Origin of the sequence: Silvibacterium sp., assembly GCF_047605705.1 — a bacterium.
Classification (GTDB): Bacteria; Acidobacteriota; Terriglobia; order Terriglobales; family Acidobacteriaceae; genus Silvibacterium.
In genome coordinates, this window is record NZ_JASGFD010000001.1 from 23186 (window position 1) to 41995 (window position 18810).

Sequence of the window (18810 nt, forward strand, 5' to 3'; positions counted from 1 at the left end):
CGCAGCAGCCCTATTGCATAAAAACAATATTTATTCGTTCAATAAATATCTCTAATCAAAGCACCCTTGAATCGATGTACAGGTATCTCGTCGCTACTGGTTCACGCCACTGGCGAGGAATCCGCCATCAACCACCAGCACCTGTCCACTAACAAAGGACGCTGCATCCGACGAGAGATAGACGGCAGCGCCGACAACCTCTTCCGTCTTGCCGAAGCGACCCATCGGCGTACGCATCAGCAGCTCCTTGCCGCGCGGCGTATTGTCGAGCAGGTCCGAGTTGAGCGCGGTGCGAAAGACACCGGGAGCGATGGCGTTGACGACTACGCCCTTCTTCGACCACTCGACTGCGAGCGAGCGCGTGAGCGAAGCCACCGCGGCCTTGCTGGCCGCATAGGCTGCGACTTCATTCAAGGCCACAAAGGTGTTCAGCGAAGCGATGTTGACGATGCGCCCATAGCCGCGCTCGATCATGTGGCGGCCAAAGATCTGGCAGGCGCGCAGTGTGCCGGTCAGATTGGTATCCACGATCGCCGTCCACTCTGCCTCATCGAAATCGAGCGTGGGCGCGCGCTTGATGCGCCCCGCGCAATTGATGAGGATGTCCACCTTGCCGAACGCATCGAGCGTACCGGCAAGTAATGCTTCGAGCGAGGCACGGTCGGAGACATCGGACGGCAGGCGCAGTGTCCTGCGGCCACGCACTTCAATCTCCGCAGCGGTGGATTCCACCTGCTCCGGGCGCCGCGCCGAGGCGACGACATCGGCGCCAGCGTCAGCGAGGCCAAGGCTGATTGCAAGACCGAGACCCGAGGTTCCTCCGACGACAACCGCAGTTTTGCCTTCAAGGCTGAGAATCGAATTGCTCATGCGATCTGCTCCGCTCCGATCTTGCTGCTTTCGGCCTTGATACTCCTGCCGAGAAACACCGGCGCGAGATGGCGATTGAAAATATTCTCGGTCACATTCTTTGCAATGATCGCTTCGTTTGCTTCCAGCAGATCGATGTAGCGGCTTCCCTTCTTTGCTGCGATCTTGAAGCCGACGTGCAGAAGCTGGCGCAGATTCGGGTTGTAGAGTGGCGAGCTCTGGTCATGGCGAAGCGCCGAGGTGAACTCGTCGGAGCTCCATCCCTTCACCACACCAGGCGTCGGCAAACCGTCGGGATGAATGTCGATGACCGTTGCATATGGCACGCAGAGCTCTTCGCGATGATCGTACGCATCGGAGTAAATCTCTTTCGCCAGCACAAGCCCCTCGCCGCCGGCCTCAGCCAGACCGATGAGCTCTTCAAGCCACGTGGTGCCCGCGGTCTTCAAATGCACGCCCGTGTCGAAGCGCCGGATGGAGCGATGAATCGCCGGATAGATTGAGAACTTGTCGCTGCCCGAGTGCACGCTCAGCTTGAGGCTCTTCGGCAAGCCATACTGCCTGATCGCATATTGGATCGCAGCGATGTCAAGCGCCATCTCGCGCTCGAACTGCTCGACATCGCCGACATACTCAACGCCCTTGTTGAAGCGGCCGCTGAATTTTGGCGCAATCGTCTGCAGCGGAATCTTTTCATCCGCGATTGCGGCAAGAATAATCAGCAGCTCGAGCGGCGACTGCGCGGCATCGGTCTCATCCATCGATACCTCAGGGACGAAATTGCCAGCGCCTTTCACACTTTCGATCTTGCGATAGACTTTGCCCGCCTCCTGCACCGCGAAGAGAAATTTCGTTGCAGTCGCACGCAGCAGTTCTGGCGTGATTTCCAGGCTCTCGCTCACGCCTTCAAGCTGAACCTTGCCAAGCAGCTCGCCGTGGCGTGCGACGAAGGCATCGATGCTGGTCTGTTCGGCGGCCTTACCGATGTAGTCGGCCACGTCAATGGTGTAGAAGTCACAAGGCGCGAGGAAGCGATCGACCGTGGCCAGCGTGATGTGATCGGCGTCGCAGAAGTATGGCTTTGTCCAGCCCAGCGCCTTCACCGCCGCATCCACGGCCAGGCGCGTCTGCGATGGCTCCGAGCCGATGATGGTGTGCTCTCGGTTCGATTTATTCCATACCGGAATGACCTCTACGCCTGCATTGCCTGCGAGAATGCACGCCTGCAGTTGCGCCTTGGACTGATGCGCAAACCGGTCTCCGACGCCTACGGAATATTTACTAAGCTCCACGTTGCTTCCCTTTCCTGTTTACGAACCGTTGGAGAAACGCCCCCGGTAGGCCCACAGGCCCAGGCCGGGATTGCTGATGTAGAAAATCTTTTCACCGTCGACCTCGTTGTATCCGTTGCTCAGCCGCTCGGGATCGTAGCGCTTCGTCATCGCTTCGAGATCGCCGTAGCCGAAGCCCACGCCCTCAATCTCCTCGCGAGTAAGCTTGCCCGGGCACCATGTGATACGGAAGCGGCCCTCCGATGAGCCATGAATAAGGTGCGCGGCCGCGCTCAGGTCGCCGGCAAGATCGGCATTCCTCTCAACTGCCGCAAGCGTGGCGGGCGTGCCGCGATAGCCATACTTGCGGATCAGCTTGTCGATCGTGGGATCCTCGCCAAACTCGCGCACATTCGGCGCAAGGATGATGAGTTCGGCGTCATCGGCCAGCGCCATGCGCGTGCGATAAACAGCCTTGTTGCCCAGCCACGTGCTGTGAAACTCATGCGGCTCGAGATAGACGACCGCTTTGCGGATTGGCTCCTCGAGCATCTCGAAGTTCACCTTCAGGCTGAGATCAGCCGCGAGGTGGAAGCATTCGACATCGTCGCCGACAAAAAGACCGCGCAGCGCCAGGGCGCCATCGGCCTTGCGTCCGACAACGGTGAGCACGTAGACGATGGGAATTTCCGTAAGGAAATGATCGGCACCGTAGTTGAGCACTGCTCGCACGGGGTTATCCGCGCGGCCCATGATGCGCTCCATCCCGTAGACCGCGCCGAGATAATGGCTGCGGTTGATGCCATCCACGCCACCTGCGCCGACGAGAATGTTCTTGTTGTAATTGGCCATGCCGATGACTTCATGCGGCACCACCTGGCCGATCGACAACACGAGATCAAACCCACCACGCGAGATGAGTTTATTCACCTGCGCCGGATAGTCGTAGCTCAGCTTCCCTTCTGAAACCTCGTGGATGAAGTCTTCGGGCACGATGCCCATCGTCTCTACGTCAGTGCGCCAGTTGTGTACGCGGAAGAGCGAGTGCGGCACATCGCCGAACATGCGCGTCAGCTGCTCGGATGTCATAGCAGTATGGGTTCCGAGCGCAGGAAGAATCGCCTCCAGCTGCGAACCGTAATACTGCCATGCCATCTGCGTCAGCTCACCGGCCCGCGAATGATAGCGGGTAAGATCCGGAGGCACCGCGAGAACGCGCTTGCGCTCGCCCAGCTTGCCGAGCGCCTCGAATAACAGTGACCGAATCTCTTCCGGCGAAAAATCACGATCCGGTCCGCCGGTCGCGAGGTAAAGACTCATGCTGCAAACTCCGCGCGGCGCAGCTTGGGCGCCAGCAGGTTAATGACGACGAGCGCCAACAGGTACACGCTCGATGCAATGACAAATAGCACACTGTAGTTGTGCGTTTTCTGGAGCACGTGGCCGGTGAAGTTAGCCAGCAGCACGCCGCCTACCGAGCCCGCCATCCCGCCGATGCCAACGACGGCACCCACGGCCTGGCGGGGAAACATGTCGGATGCAGTCGTGAACATATTCGCCGACCAGCCCTGGTGCGCTCCTGCCGCGATGCCCAGTAGTATGATCGCCGCCCACTCCGAATGGAGATTGCCGATCATGAATACCGGCACTACCAGCAGCGCACAGAAGCCCATCGCAGCAAGCCGCGCAACCTCGGGCGACAGTCCCATTTTACGAAACGGAGCAGGGAGCCAGCCGCCCGCGATACTGCCGACCGCGGACATGTTGTAGACCAGGATCAGCGGCAATCCGAGATGGGAAAGATCGAGGTGAAACTTCGCGCTGAAGTAGGACGGCAGCCAGAAGAGATAGAACCACCAGATGGGATCGGTAAGGAATTTGCCAAGTGCGAAGGCCCACGTCTGTCGATAGCCGAGCAGCCGCAGCCAAGGTACGGACGGCCCCATCTGCTGCGCGGCTTCCTGGTAGATGTAACGCAGCTCGGCACCGGTGAGCGTCGGGTGATCGGTCGGCTTGCGGTAGTTCTTGAACCACCACAGGATCCAGAGCATGCTGAAGACGCCGGTCGCAAGGAAGGCAGCGCGCCAGCCAAAGCGCAGCGTAATCCATGGAACCACAAGAGGCGCGAGAATGGCTCCTACGTTCGCACCGGAGTTGAAGATGCCGGTGGCCAACGAGCGCTCCCCTTGCGGAAACCACTCGGCGACAGTTTTGATAGCAGCCGGGAAATTGCCGGACTCACCGAGACCGAGAAAGAAACGCGCGACGCCGAACTCCATGGCTGAACTCGCAAGCGCGTGCCCCATCGCCGAGAGGCTCCAGACGCCCATCACGACCATGTAACCGATGCGCGTGCCGATCCTATCCACGATGCGACCGGCGAGCAGCAGCCCGAGCGCATAGGCTACCTGGAAGGCGTCGACGATATAGGCGTAGTTGAGCTCGGTGAGCCCTATCTTCACTGCCAAGGTCGGCTTCAGCAGCGCGATTACCTGGCGATCCATGTAGTTGATCGACGTGGCGAAGAACAGCATCGCACAGATGGTCCACCGCACACGTCCGCGGTTTGCTTCGCTGGCATCCGCGAGTGGATCTGCTGAAAGTTTTTCAGTCGAGCTCATGTACACCTTCCCAACGTCTATAGGCGATAGGCCTGCCGCACCAGGTTATAGGTGAGATCGCGCGCCACGGCAAAGGCTTCGTCTTCGTCGAGCCGATGCTCCACGACGAGCCGCGCGAGAAAGGCGCAGTCCGTGCGACGGGCGACATCGTGCCGTGCCGGGATCGAGAGGAAGGCACGCGTGTCGTCGTTGAAACCGACCGTGTTGTAGAAGCCTGCTGTTTCGGTAGCCATCTCGCGGAAGCGCAGCATACCTTCAGGACTATCGTGGAACCACCACGGTGGCCCGAGACGCAGACACGGATAATGTCCTGCAAGCGGCGCCAGTTCGCGGCTGTACGTCGACTCGTCCAAAGTGAAGAGGATCAGCCGGAGTTCCGGCTCGTTGCCGTAAAGGCTGAGCAGCGGCTTCAGCGCGTGCACATAGTCGGTCGATGTTGGGATGTCGGCGCCGGTATCGCGGCCATATTTTTGGAAGACCTTGTGATTGTGGTTGCGCGAGCTGCCGGGGTGCAACTGCATCACGAGGCCATCCTCGACACTCATGCGCGCCATCTCGGTCAGCATCTGCGCACGGAAGAGTTCCTGGCTGGCGGCGTCCGCGTGCGGTCCGAGGATCTTCGCGAAAAGCTCGGCCGCCGCGTGCGATGAGAGGTTCGCTGTCTGTGCCGTGGGATGTCCATGGTCGGTAGCCGTGGCACCGAGCGCCTTAAAGCGCGCACGTGTTTTTTCCAGCGCGCGAAGGTAGCCCTTCCAGCTGCCGGTATCCTCGCCTGTCAGCTCACCGAGACGGCGAATGTTGTCATGAAAGCCAGCAAAATCCGGATCGACCACGGGGTCGGGACGGAAGGTCGGAAGAATCCGGCCATTCCATCCAGAGTCGCGAACCGCCTGGTGATCGGCGAGTGAATCCAGTGGCGAATCGGTGGTCGCGAGAATCTCGATGCGGAATGTTTCGAAGAGCGCGCGGGGCAGGAATTCCGGCGTACGGAGCTTCTCGTCGATCACATCGTAGTAGTGATCCGCCGTGCGCTCGGAAAGCCGCTCCACCAAGCCGAAAAGCTCCTGGAAAGCATAGTCCAGCCACATGCGCGTCGGCGTTCCACGGAAGAGGTAGTAGTTGCGGGCGAAGATGCGCCACACTTCCCGCGGATTTTTGATCTCCGGCACGCCGATCTCGAGCGAATCGAGCGAGATGCCCTGGCTGTAGAGCATGCGATAGACGTAATGATCCGGCTGAACGAAGAGCTTGGCCGGGTTGGGAAATGGCTCATTGTGCGCAAACCATGCCGCCTGCGTGTGACCATGCGGACTCACAATCGGCAGGTCGGCAATGCTGGCATACAACTCCCGCGCAATCCGGCGAGCATGCGGGTCGGCAGGAAAAAGACGGTCAGGATGAATCAAAGACAAGCTTCAGCTCCCTGTTCTGTTTCGGCGGATGCTCTGGTGAGCGAACTGGAACGCAGTGGTCTGACCACAGCAATATATCTGAAAGATTTCACGCTTGGATACCCGCAATGTGTTTTCCGGGTGATGTCGCTGAACGCAAACAGCCCGGATGATTGCCATCCGGGCTGTACTTTATGTGCTGCGGTAGCCGCCCCGCTACTGCTGTTGTTGCTGCGCCTGCTGCAATTGCAGCAGCGGTTCGGCCGGGGGCGGGGGCGGCGCCTGCGCCTTTTCAACGAGCATCGACCAGTCCTCGGGGATCGGCATCTCCTGGTCGAGCGCGGGAGGCTGTTCGGAAGCCGTCACCTGCACTGCGACGAACAGATCGCTCGAGGTACGCCCCCGGAATACGCCTTTTGTCGGCGGCACATCGGCGTAGTCGCGCCCGAGCGCGGTCCGGATATGGCGATCGCCTGCGACCAGCGCGTTCGTGGGATCGAAGCCGACCCAGCCGAGATGCGGCAGCAGCGCCTCCACCCACGCATGGGTTGCGTCCGATACCGAGCGGTCGCGATGATTCTTGCCATGGTAAAGATATCCGCTGACATAACGGCACGGGATACCAAGCTTACGCACCAGCGTGATCATGATGTGCGCAAAGTCCTGGCAGACACCCTGGCGTGAGGCCAGGGCTTCGTCGATCGGCGAGTCCACCCGAGTGGTGCGCTGCGCATAGCTGAAAGCATCGTAGAGGCGGTCATTCAGCTCGCGCAGAAGCATCATGGGATCGTCGCGCCTGCGCACCTCCATCTCCTTCGCAAGCTGGTCCAGCAGCGGCGTGGGGCAGGCGAACTCACTCGGCAGCAGCATCTCCCAGTAATCTCCCTCGGAGACCATAGCATCGAGCTCCCCCCAGGCATCGGGTGCGAGAAAGCGCGGAATATCGGCCAATGGCTGGTACTCGACGAGCGATTCGGCCACGATCACCAACTGCCCGTGCTGGCCCGGGATGTCGAAGTGATGGATGTTGTTGCTCAGGTGGTCGCGGTAGGAGAAGACGCGGCAGCGCGGACTCACCGAGAGAGAAAACGTCAGGCAGCGTTGATTGCTATCCGAGCGCGGGTGCATGCGCACCTCCATCACGCTCTCGCTCACTGCGTTGCTGTAGACAAACTTTGTCAGGTGACGGATGGAATAGAACAGCATGACAGTGTCCTCTTAGACGGCCAGCGCGGTCTGCACTGAGTACTGGATATAGACCTCGTAGACGAGGTTGTGCACCTGACGACACTCGTCCACAATGCGCCGCATATAGCGGCCAGGATCATGCTCGAGGATTTCGGCGATCTGCGCATACTCCAGCGAAGACTTGAGCTTCCCGGAGACGCGCATCAACTCCGTTGCGTGCAGGCCGCGGCCTTCCCTGCCGATCGCTTCGAGAGAGCGATTGAGCCGGTCGATGGAATAGCGGATGGAGTGAGGAAACTCGGGATCGAGCAGCAGGAACTCGATGATCTGTTCATAGGTAAGGTCGGCGGTATAGACCTTACAGTAGGCTTCGAACGCCGTACACGTGCGCAGCAGACCGATCCACTCGAGATACTCATAGGCGTCGACGGTTTCGTCGGTTTTAGAGAAGACATCGCGGTGATAGATATCGAGCAGTTTGGCCGTCGCCGAGGCGCGTTCGAGAAACCGCCCGACCTGCAGGAACTGCCAGCCTTCGCCATGGCTCAATGTGGTGTCTGTTACGCCTTGGAAGAGATGTACACCGTCGATGAGCGCAGGCAGGAACTCGGCCAGCTGCGTTTCGGAAGGCGACGGCGGCTTGAGCCGTGCAATCTCATGAAAGAGCTGATTGACGCGCTGCCACTGCTCGCTGCTGATCTCTTCGCGAATCTGCCGCGCGTTCTCTCGCGCTGCGAAGACGCAGGCCATCACCGAGCCGGGCAGCGTGCCGTCGAAGCACAATTTGTAAACCAGTGAGTACGCGTCCGTGCCAGTCTCGATACCCGGCGGCATGCCGAGCGCAGCCAGCACGCGCTGCCAGCGTCGCTCCGCACTCACCTGCGACTTGTCGAGCAGCAGGCCGAGGTTGATGTCGACCATGCGCGCCGTATGCTCGGCGCGCTCCAGGTATCGACTGGTCCAGTAAAGGCTGTCTGCCACACGAGAAAGCAATTGTCACTCCTGCTGTTACGGATGCGTGCCGCGCCGGTTCAACGCAGCGCTTAGCTGAGAACCCAGGTATCCTTGCTGCCGCCGCCCTGCGAGGAATTCACCACGAGCGATCCCTTGCGTAGGGCTACGCGCGTCAATCCGCCGGGAACGATGGTGACCTTGTCGCCATAAAGGATGTAGGGGCGGAGATCGACGTGTCGAGGCTCGATGCTGCCGTCTTCCAGCAGGCAGGGCGAACGCGAAAAATCGAGCGTCGGTTGGGCAATGTAGTTGCGCGGATTGGCTTCGATCCGCCGCTTGAACTCCTCGCGCTCCGCGGCCGAGCTTTGCGGGCCGATCAGCATGCCGTAGCCGCCCGACTCGCCAACGGCCTTGACCACCAGCCTATCGAGATTGTCGAGCGTATGCTGCCGCTGCGATTTCTCCGTCATCAGGTAGGTCTCAACATTGTTCAGGATCGGATCCTCACCCAGGTAATAGCGAATGATCGCCGGAACGTAGGCATAGAGTGCCTTGTCGTCGGCTACGCCGGTGCCGAAGGCATTGGCCAGCGTTACATTGCCCGCGCGGTAGGCATTGAAGAGCCCTGCAGCGCCGAGGATCGAGTCCGGACGGAAAGCCAAAGGGTCGATGAAGTCATCGTCCACGCGGCGATAGATCACATCCACGCGTTTCAAGCCTGCAGTCGTGCGCATGTAAACAATGTTGTCGTGAATGACGAGATCTCGGCCCTCCACGAGCTCGATGCCCATCTGGCGTGCCAGGTAGGTGTGCTCGAAGTAAGCCGAGTTGTATACGCCCGGCGTCAGCAGCACGATGGTCGGCTCCGGCCTGCCCTCGGGCGCAATTGAGCGCAGTGTGCTGAGCAACGCCTGCGAATAGTGTTCGATGGGACGCACACCATAGTTGCGGAAGAGCCGCGGCAGGGTGCGCTTCATGATGCGGCGATTGGTGAGCATGTAGCTCACGCCGCTAGGCACGCGGAGATTGTCCTCGAGCACCACAAACTCGCCGCTGTTCAGCCGCAGCAGATCTGTACCAGCTACGGCTACATATACATTGCGAGGCACTTGCAACCCACGCATCTGCCGGCGGAAATGCTGGCAGCTGTACACCACCTCACGCGGGATGACACCCTGCGCCAGGATCTTACCCTCGTGGTAGACGTCGTGCAGGAAGAGATTGAGGGCAGTGATGCGCTGCGTCAGCCCGCGCTCGATACGATCCCAGTCCTCACCCGTGACCAGGCGCGGAATCAGGTCATAGGGGAAGATGCGCTCTGTGCCCTCTTCACGGCCGTAGACAGTGAAGGTGATGCCCTGCATAAGAAAGGACACATCAGCGGACTGCTTGCGGCGTTTCAACTCCTCCGGCGGCAGAGACGTGAGTGTGGTGAGCAGCGCCTCGTATTGCGGGCGAATGCCGCCTTCCGGGGTGAACATCTCATCGAAGGCACCATCCAGAAAGTATTCGCGAAGCAGCGGATTCTCGAACTTACCCGTTAACAGCGTTTGGCTCATCGGCTCCTGTCAGCACCATGTGTCTTGCTTGGATGCATCTTAGGCCGTTCCCATGTGGGGATGACGCTCTACCGCGAAGACTTATTCCCGCGATAAAGAGCGCTTATGCGGCAAGAGACATCGAAGGCGCTGAAGAGGAAGGCCTGACGCAACACAGCGGAGACGCCGGGAAGGCATCTCCGCTGTGTATGGTGTCGCTGGCGCGGCACCGGTGAGATAGAAGCTACTTGCTCTTGGTCTTGCCCGAGGCATCGCTCGCCGCGTCGTGCCACTGCGGCACCGGCTGCGCGCTTTCAATCCATGCCGAGTCGATCAGGTCACGCAGCATGCTTGCGCCTGCCGCGAGCCGCTCCTCGGCAAACTGCTTCGCCTCGGGTGTGCCCGCGCCGTCAAAGCCATGGACCTTGTCGAGCTGATAGGTCTTCTCGATGAACGTACCGGTGTGGTGCAGGTAGTCGAGGTACTCATCCCACTCGTCGGTCACCGGATGCACGGGCGTCATCAGCGGCTTTACGTCCTCCGGCTTGATGTTCGCACCCACAAAGACACCTTCGAACTGCCAGTGGATCTTGTGATCCGTGGTGTAGCCGTTCGGGTTTTCCTTCTCCACCCAGCCGTTGTAGTCCCGGGTCACGTGTAGCGGCTGCGAACCGTCACCCACATAATGGCCCAGCCAGCCGACATAGAAGAGAATCGCCGCCTCGATGGGCTTCGTGTCCTCGTGCTTCGCGCTCGCCTCGCGGTAGGCGCGCATCGCGGCTTTCAGGCGTTCCCACACTTCATTGGTGATGTAAGGCTGGAAGCCGACCTTCTCCGGTTCGAGCTCCTTCGCCATATCCGGATGCGTAATCTCGGCAGCCGTCAGCGCGGCAATGTAGTCATAGCGCCGCTTCGGCAGCTTGCCGATCACCTCGGCGTACTCCATATCAATAAAATGGTCCGGCGCCTGCGCGGCATTCAGCTCCGACTCGGCCAGCGAGCGCCAGCGGTCGGGCTCAGGGCCGAGGTATTCGATCTCGTTGATCGCCTCCGGCGTCTTCAGGAAGGCCGGAACGTCGTCGGGCAGGCTCTCGGCGGCCAGCCGGTTGATCATCTTATGTCCGGCATCGCCCCAGCCGAAGGAAAGCGGCACAGCCGTGATGGGAAGAAGAGCAAGCGTGGCCACACGGAGCAAACGCGAACGAAGGCGGACGGAAGCGAAGCGGTTCATGCGGCGAGTATAACTGTCCCCACATTCACGGCAGATGAAGCGCTCACGCGGTATCACCGGTGCCGCCATTTCCCCGGTCTGTCCAGCCCTGCGCCGGACGCCACGCGCCTTACGCGAAATTCATCAAAATCCCTTAGATTCGCGGGCAAAGGTTGATATTCTGGAGTGGCTATGCCTACGAAACAGGAACTCCTCACTGACCCCATCCAGCACATCGACATCAAGCAGCACAACGTCGTTGCCCTCGTCGACGCCATGGAACACATGGCCTTCAGCTCGCGTGACCTCAACCGCGCTGCTTCGATCTACGAGCGCATGCTGCGCGATAAGGAATGCGGCGTCATCCTCTGCCTCGCCGGATCGCTGATCTCCGCCGGCCTGAAGCAGATCTTCATCGATCTGATCCGTAACAACATGGTGGATGCCATCGTCTCGACCGGCGCCAACATTGTCGACCAGGACTTCTTCGAAGCCCTCGGCTTCAAGCACTGGATCGCCAGCGACCTGCTCAAGCAGGGCACCGAAGACGGCGTGCTCCGCGAGCTGATGATCGACCGTATCTATGACACGCTCATCGACGAAGAAGAGCTGCGCATCTGCGATGACACGACCCTGAAGATCGCCGATTCGCTCGATCCGCGCCCCTACAGCTCGCGCGAGTTCATCCGCGCCATGGGCGCCTACCTCGAGAAGGAAGGCAAGACCCCGGAAAAGGGCGGCGTCGACTCCATCGTTTACGCGGCCTACCAGTATGACGTGCCGATCTTCTGCCCGGCCTTCAGCGACTGCTCGGCCGGCTTCGGCCTGGTCGCCCACCAGCACGCCCGCGGCGACAAGCCCAAGGTTTCGCTGGATTCGGCCAAGGACTTCTACGAAATCACCCAGCTGAAGATCGCGAACCCGACCACCGGCCTGCTGATGATCGGCGGCGGCGTGCCGAAGAACTTCGCGCAGGACATCGTCGTAGCCGCCGACATCCTCGGCCAGGATGCCCCGATGCACAAGTACGCCATCCAGATCACGGTGGCGGACGTCCGCGACGGTGCTCTCTCCTCGAGCACCCTCAAGGAAGCCAGCTCGTGGGGCAAGGTCGACACCACCTTCGAGCAGATGGTCTATAGCGAAGCCACGCTGGCCCTGCCGCTGGTTACGGGCTACGCTTACCACAAGAATGCGCACGCCGAGCGTCCGACCCGCCGCTGGGCGCGCCTGCTCGAGCCCGTCAACGCCTAGCTCCTGCAGCAAATTTGCAGTCGAAACCGCCCGCCAAACCGGCGGGCGGTTTCTTTTGTAACCTCAATTCCTCAAACCAGGGACTGTGACCACTAAAAACTGCTGGCATACCCAAAAATATGCGGCTTTTGGCCTCGCGAACCGTCTTCAACGAGGAGTAATATCTGCGTTTTGGAAATGCCTCTGGGCAGGTCCAGCACCTTCCCCCTTCGGAGTTCGCCGTGTGGCTCGCCGTTGAAGTTCTCGCTGTGCTGTACGTGGTTACTTTTGCCTGGTTCTGGTCGCTCTGTCGCTCCTCGGCGCGACGCGGCGCAACCCTCTCAGCAAATCCTCATACCTCTGCCAAGCTGATTCCCTTTGAGCGCGGCGTGCAGTCGCAGCTTCGCCGCCGTTCTCGCGCTTAGAGCCTGTTCAGGACTTTCGTCGCGGCGCTCTTGTCGGCAAGACCGCACCCTCTGGGGTGAGGTCGATTCACATCCCCATCTTTTTGGCCGAAAAGTGACGTAGAAGGCTACTGAAGTAGTGGATCAGATACAGGAATTGCTATCGCAATTTCTGCTGACACCTTACAATTACTTCGGTAATCTGGGTAAAGCATTACTTGCCTGCGCAACCGCTCATGGCCGAATTCCGCGTCAGTCGACTTCACGTTCCTCTCTTCGCCGTGGCTCTCCTGCTGTCGCTCGGCGGCGCCTTCCTGCTTCTTAGCGCGGATTTTTCCCAGTCCACCCGGAGCCCTGAGCTCTCCCGGCTTCTTCTCGCATGGAGCCTTGCGCAGCTTCTTTTTGTCGCCGCGGCATTGGCCAGCTTCCGCGCCGCCCGCCATCAGCGCGACTCCGAGGGACAGCTGCAGCAGATCACCCACCTGCAGCAAAGCATTCTCGACTCTGCCGGTCCCATGATCATGGCGACCGATCTGAACGGCATGATCCTGATCTTCAATCCGGCAGCAGAGCGCATGCTGGGTTACACGGAAGCCGAGGCCCGGGACCGGCTGAGCGTGGAAGAGCTGTTTCTGGATGGCGAGCTGGAGCGGGTCGGCCGCCGCATTGCCTCGCGTCCCCTGCTTCCGGCGCTGCAGCGTGCAGGCACGGCCCAGGTGCCGGAATCGCTGATGGCCCGCTTTATCCATTACGTATCCGGATCGCCAGCCAGCCGTGTGCGCGGCATCGAGATGCAGTACCGGCGCAAGGATGGCAGCACCTTCCCCGCCATGGTGTATCTCGGTGCCGTCCGCAGCGCCTCGGACGAGGTGACGGGGCTGGTCAGCGTGTCCATGGATCTCTCCTCGACCAAACGCGCCGAGCAGGCGCTGCGCGAGAGTGAGGACCGTTATCGCGACCTCTTCGATAACTCGCAGGAGATGATCGCGACGCTTAGCCCGCGCGGCCGCTATCTTTATGTGAACCCGGCATGGCAGGTGCTGTTCGGCATCAACTCCGAGGGCTTCCAGAGTTTCATCAGCTTCGAATCGCCGTTTCCTGTGATCGCGCAGGCCGATGCAGCGGCTCTGTTCCGTCGCGCGCTCAAGGGAGAGAATGTCGAAGGCGAATTGCTGAAACTGCAGGACACCGAAGGCCGGCCGGTCGAGGTCTCCGCCAGCCTCAGCTGCCGCTACAGTGACGGACGGCCGGTCGCCGTACGCTGTATCTTCCGCGATGTGACGCAGCAGAACCTGCGCGAGCGCCGCCTGCGGATGCAGCTGCAGGTGAACCAGATGATCGGCGAGTCGACCACCGCCGAAGAGGCCTTCCCCAAGGTGCTCGGCGCGCTGTGCGCCAGCCTCTCCTGCGATCTCGCCAACCTATGGGTGGTAGACGAGAGCAGCGATCTCATCCGCTTCCAGTTCGGATGGTCGACACCTGGCCACATCTACGACGAATTTCAGCGCGAGACCCGCTTCCGCGTCTTCAGCCGCGGACAGGGGCTGCCGGGAATCGTCTGGAACTCCGGCATACCGCGCTGGATTGAAGAGCTTCGCGACGAGCGTGTCTTCGAGCGGCGCTTCGCGGCGCGTCTCGAAGGCCTGCAAACGGGCTGGGCCGTTCCTGTCCGTGCCGTAAACCAGGTCATTGCCGTGGTCGAATTCTTCAGCCGCCAAAGGCAGCGTGAAGATGCGGAGACCATGGCCTCGGTCGAGACCGTCTGCGCTTCGTTGGGCCAATTCATGGCCCGCTCCTCGCAGGAAAAGCGCGTGCAGGAGCTCAACCGTCAGAAGGAGTTCATCCTGAACTCGGTCGCTGACGGCATCTTCGGCATCAACCCCGAGAGCGGCGTCGACTTCGCCAATCCAGCAGCAGCGCTGATGCTTTCGGCGACGGCCGAGGGCCTGAACGGGCAGCCGATCCACGCGCTGCTGCACCACGACGGCAGCTGCAACCGCTCCTGCACATTGCAGCGCGCTTTGCAGCTGCACGAGGCGACCAGTGGCCAGGACGTTTTCTATCGCGGCGACGGCTCGACCTTTCCAGTGGAGTTTGCGATCACGCCGATGCTCGAGCGCGGTGTCGTGGTCGGCAGCGTGCTCAGCTTCCGGGATATCAGCCAGCGCTATGCGCTCGACCGCATGAAGGATGAGTTCATCTCCACGGTGAGCCATGAGCTGCGCACCCCGCTTACCTCGATCCGCGGCGCACTGGGTCTACTCTCGCAGGGACTGCTCGGCGAAATCGACGTCAAGGCAGCAAACCTGCTGCGCATCGCCGTCTCGAACTCCGATCGGCTCGTCCGCCTCATCAACGACATTCTCGATCTCGAACGCCTGCAGTCCGGCCGCGCGCCCCTGGCGCTGCGTGCCTGCCCCGTACATGAATTGGCCCGGCAGATCGCCGACTCCATGCAGCCGATGGCCGACAATGCGGGCGTCACTCTCAGCGTGGAGGCGGAGCCGGTCTCGATCGAAGCGGATCCGGATCGCCTCAACCAGGTTCTGACGAACCTGTTAAGCAATGCCATCAAGTTCTCCCCCCAGGACTCGAATGTTCGCGTCGTGGTGGCTCCCGCTCCTGAGGGCCTCGCCATCGATGTCATCGATGAAGGCCGCGGCATCCCCGCGGATAAGCTCGAGAGCATCTTCGACCGCTTCCACCAGGTCGACGCGTCGGATTCACGTCAGAAGGGCGGCACTGGGCTGGGACTCGCGATCTGCCGCACGATCATCGAACAGCACGGCGGCCGTATCTGGGCCGAGCAGAACAGCGGTTCGGGCTCGACCTTCCATATCCTGCTGCCTGACCGCGAGGCGCAGCTTGTTCCAGCGAGCGTGATGCTGGCTCCGCCCGAGGCCGAAACGTTGCTGGTCTGCGAGCCCGATAGCCACGTGCGTCGCGCCATTGTCGAGCCACTGCGGAGACACAATTACCGCATACTCGAAGCCGAAAATCGCGAGCAGGCGATGCAGCTTGCCCATCGCTTCCCTCCCTCGGCCATCTTGCTCGGCCTTTCGCACAAGCCGCGCAACGGCTTCGAGACGATGGAGGCGATCAAGGCCGATCCGCAGACCATGTCCGTGCCGATTGTCGTGCTAAGCGTGCTGACGCCTGCGGAAAAGCCGCTGGCCGCGCGCTCCGCGGACTCATGGCTGCAAACGCCTGTCGATGAACTGGCACTGCTCTCAGAACTCGGACGCGTGCTCAAGGGCGGACAGGATAACGCGGCCGTGCTGCTGGTCGAAGACGATGAAGATCTGGCGAAGGTGATTACCACCACGTTCGAACGTGCCGGATTCAGCATCCGCCATGCGGCACTCCTGAGCCAAGCGGTGCATCTTTGCGAGCAGTCCGCGCCCGATCTCATCATCCTCGACCTCGCATTGCCCGATGGCCATGGGCTGGAACTCGTGCGCTGGCTGAAGACCCATGCCTTGCTGCGTCAGCTTCCGCTGGTGGTATATTCAGCGCGGGAAGTACCCGCCCCGGAGCAGGAAGAACTGCGGCTGGGACGCACCGAATTCCTCACCAAGGCCAAGGTGCAGCCACAGGAAGTCGAAGCCCTGGTGGTCACCATGCTGCGCGATAACGGTCATGATGCCGGAGATACCGCACAGCACTCTTCCGATGAAGCAGCAGGTACCGTAGAGAGATGAGCACCACGCCGAAACGCATTCTCATCATCGATGACGACGACGATATCCGCGAGGTAGCGGGCCTTACCCTTGAAATGATCGGCGGCTGGACCGTTCTTACCGCCAACTCCGGAGCCAGCGGCATCGAGCGGGCGCGCGCGGAAACGCCAGACGCTATCCTGCTCGATGTGATGATGCCGGGGATGGACGGACCGACAACCTTCCAGGAGATGCAGAAGATTCCGGAGATTGCGCACATCCCGGTGATCCTGCTCACAGCGAAGGTACAGGGCGCGGATCAGAAGCGCTTCGCATCGCTTGGAGTCGCAGCGATCCTGTTCAAACCTTTCGATCCGATGACGCTCACGCACCAGATCTCGGACGCTCTTGGATGGGCGAACTGATCGCGTGAGCGTCCTCACAGGTGAATAACTTCCATGAGCGAGTCCTCCCCCGAACTTTCGGCAGAACAGAAGATACAGCAGGCATTGCGCGGTATCTGGATTAGCAGCCGCGCCACTTTGGAAGAACGCATCTCTGTGCTCGCTCAGGCGCAACAGGCGCTTGCAGCCGGTGCTCTTTCTCCAGAGTTGCAGAAGCTGGCAGAGTCCGCCGCGCACAAGCTCGCCGGGGTGCTGGGAACCTTCGGCCTGCCACAGGGCAGTGCGCTCGCGACGAAGCTGGAGCGCGCTTTTGCTGCCGATGACGAAGCGCGCATGGAATCAGGTGAGATCCAGCAATGGCTCGCTGCACTGAAAGAAGAGATGGCTGCGCAGGATCGCCGCTACGCCTGAGCTGAACCGAATACTTTTCAGCCCCACGTTCGGGTGTTTGCTGACGGCATGCTGCAAGGGCATGTGCTACGCTCAGGTCATGCATTCCGCGTCCATGCATCGCTGTTGTTGTCGTCTTTCAGCTTGTCGCTGATCGACTGACCCGGCGTCGCTCTCTTCGCGCATCGCACTTCCCCTCATTTATCCGGAGCGTTCAGGCCCTGCGCAGTAGCGATATTGCAGGGCACCGCTGTATTCCGCCTTTGCTTCAGCCATCCGGCGAAACAGGTGTGAGGACAGCGGAGCTCCATCTCAGAAAGGATCGCTCCATGGACATGGCTTCGGCCCTCGCTTCCCTATCCAGGCTTCAGCACCCCTTTTCCCGGCAGCGTTCAGGGTGGTTGCTCGCCGGCACACTGGCACTCGGCGCTATTCCGGCTCTGGCACAGTCCACATCCGGCGTTGACGGTGTCTGGTCCGGAACCGCGCAGTCGAATGGCCAACAAGTGCCCCTGAAGCTCGAAATCCATGGCGAAGGCGATCATCTGCAGGCTGCGCTGCTCAATGGCAAGCAGCGCTCGGCTTCCTCAAGCGGCAGCTACACCGATGGCCACCTGGCGCTCCAGTTCGACTATTACGCGAATAGCATCGATGCCAGTCTGAAAGACGGCACACTTACCGGTACATTTTCCTCGCGCGGGCGCAGCATCCCCTTCACTGCGCAAAGAAACACGAAAGCCGAGCCTTCGTCACCCAACCCGGTCAACATCGGCGGCGATTGGGAGGTTGAGGTCAAGAGCAGCAAGAACGAATCTGCATGGACACTGCATGTGAAGCAGTCCGGACCGAATGTGGAAGCGGTGATCCAGCGCATCGACGGCGATACCGGCAGCCTGTTCGGCGAGTGGCGCAACGGGCAATATGAGGTGAGCCATTTCACCGCCGCGGGTCCGTCCTATGCTGTTCTGCGCCCGCAGGCAGACGGCACGCTGCAACTCGTCACTCCAGCGCACGGGGGCACCACGCAGACATGGACGGCGCGGCGTCCACAGCAGGCGCGCGCAGCGGGCCTGGCCTCGCCGGACGATCCGCTCCAGCACACCCGGCTGAGCAACCCCTCGCAGCCGCTCGCATTCTCCGGCAAAACTCTCGACGGCAAGACAATCTCGAACACCGATCCGGACTTTAAAGGCAAGGTTGTCATCGTGTCGATCGGCGGAAGCTGGTGCCCGAACTGCCACGACGAAGCACCCCTGCTCGAATCGCTCTATCGCAAGTATCACGATCGCGGTCTCGATATCGTCGAGCTGAGCTTCGAAGAGGAAAATCAGCTCGCCAATCCGACGCGGCTGCGCGCCATGATTCAACAACTTGGCCTTACCTATCAGGTGCTGCTCACCGGAACGCCGGATCAGCTCAATGAGAAGATCACGGGCGTAGAGCATCTCGACAGCTGGCCAACGACCTTCTTCATCGGCCGCGACGGACGCGTAAAGGCGATCCACACCGGCTTTGCCGGGCCGGCTACGGGTGACGCGCACCGCGATCTGGAAAAAGAGACAGATGCGCTGGTGAAGAAACTGCTTTCTTAGGACTAACAAACTTAAAAGCAGAAAAGCCCCTGCCGAAGGAGGGGCTTTCTTGTGTTGTGAAGCAATTTGCTGCGGGCTAAACGTG

Annotated in this window: 14 protein-coding genes; 5 read left to right on the forward strand and 9 right to left on the reverse strand. The window is 60.7% G+C overall.

What is annotated here, in order from left to right; translation table 11 throughout:
- Positions 1 to 93: 93 nt before the first annotated feature.
- The 9 genes from QM649_RS00075 to QM649_RS00115 form a co-directional block, all read right to left on the reverse strand.
- Positions 94 to 870, reverse strand: coding sequence for an SDR family NAD(P)-dependent oxidoreductase (locus tag QM649_RS00075; protein ID WP_415196952.1), 777 nt, complete (start codon positions 868 to 870; stop codon positions 94 to 96).
- Positions 867 to 2162 (reverse strand): tagaturonate epimerase family protein, encoded by a 1296-nt coding sequence (locus QM649_RS00080; protein WP_415196953.1) that lies wholly within the window; start codon positions 2160 to 2162, stop codon positions 867 to 869. The genes QM649_RS00075 and QM649_RS00080 overlap by 4 nt, the downstream gene beginning before the upstream one ends.
- A gap of 18 nt (positions 2163 to 2180) precedes the next feature.
- Complete coding sequence (locus QM649_RS00085) at positions 2181 to 3461, reverse strand: lactate racemase domain-containing protein (RefSeq protein ID WP_415196954.1); 1281 nt, start codon at positions 3459 to 3461, stop codon at positions 2181 to 2183.
- Positions 3458 to 4762 carry an MFS transporter gene (locus QM649_RS00090; RefSeq protein WP_415196955.1) on the reverse strand — a complete coding sequence of 435 codons (1305 nt, stop codon included), beginning with the start codon at positions 4760 to 4762 and terminating at the stop codon, positions 3458 to 3460. The genes QM649_RS00085 and QM649_RS00090 overlap by 4 nt, the downstream gene beginning before the upstream one ends.
- A 17-nt stretch (positions 4763 to 4779) precedes the next feature.
- Positions 4780 to 6168 (reverse strand): glucuronate isomerase, encoded by a 1389-nt coding sequence (gene uxaC, locus QM649_RS00095; RefSeq protein ID WP_415197088.1) that lies wholly within the window; start codon positions 6166 to 6168, stop codon positions 4780 to 4782.
- Between the two features lie 201 nt (positions 6169 to 6369).
- Positions 6370 to 7356 (reverse strand): transglutaminase family protein, encoded by a 987-nt coding sequence (locus QM649_RS00100; RefSeq protein WP_415197089.1) that lies wholly within the window; start codon positions 7354 to 7356, stop codon positions 6370 to 6372.
- Positions 7357 to 7371: 15 nt separating this feature from the next.
- Positions 7372 to 8334, reverse strand: coding sequence for an alpha-E domain-containing protein (locus tag QM649_RS00105; RefSeq protein WP_415196956.1), 963 nt, complete (start codon positions 8332 to 8334; stop codon positions 7372 to 7374).
- A gap of 50 nt (positions 8335 to 8384) precedes the next feature.
- Positions 8385 to 9854, reverse strand: coding sequence for a circularly permuted type 2 ATP-grasp protein (locus QM649_RS00110; RefSeq protein WP_415196957.1), 1470 nt, complete (start codon positions 9852 to 9854; stop codon positions 8385 to 8387).
- A gap of 223 nt (positions 9855 to 10077) precedes the next feature.
- Positions 10078 to 11064: a S1/P1 nuclease gene (locus tag QM649_RS00115; protein ID WP_415196958.1), complete on the reverse strand. Its 987-nt coding sequence runs from the start codon at positions 11062 to 11064 to the stop codon at positions 10078 to 10080.
- A 171-nt stretch (positions 11065 to 11235) separates the two neighbouring features.
- Here QM649_RS00115 and QM649_RS00120 point away from each other — a divergent pair, with 171 nt between their 5' ends.
- The 5 genes from QM649_RS00120 (at position 11236) to QM649_RS00140 (ending at position 18725) form a co-directional block, all read left to right on the forward strand.
- Entirely contained in the window at positions 11236 to 12297 is a 1062-nt protein-coding gene (locus QM649_RS00120; protein WP_415196959.1) for a 1,9-bis(guanidino)-5-aza-nonane synthase, read from the forward strand.
- A gap of 619 nt (positions 12298 to 12916) precedes the next feature.
- Entirely contained in the window at positions 12917 to 16381 is a 3465-nt protein-coding gene (locus tag QM649_RS00125) for a PAS domain S-box protein (RefSeq protein WP_415196960.1), read from the forward strand.
- Complete coding sequence (locus QM649_RS00130) at positions 16378 to 16764, forward strand: response regulator (protein WP_415196961.1); 387 nt, start codon at positions 16378 to 16380, stop codon at positions 16762 to 16764. Before QM649_RS00125 ends, QM649_RS00130 begins: the two co-directional genes overlap by 4 nt.
- 33 nt (positions 16765 to 16797) lie before the next feature.
- Complete coding sequence (locus QM649_RS00135; protein ID WP_415196962.1) at positions 16798 to 17154, forward strand: Hpt domain-containing protein; 357 nt, start codon at positions 16798 to 16800, stop codon at positions 17152 to 17154.
- Positions 17155 to 17462: 308 nt separating this feature from the next.
- Entirely contained in the window at positions 17463 to 18725 is a 1263-nt protein-coding gene (locus tag QM649_RS00140; protein ID WP_415196963.1) for a TlpA disulfide reductase family protein, read from the forward strand.
- Positions 18726 to 18810: the final 85 nt, after the last annotated feature.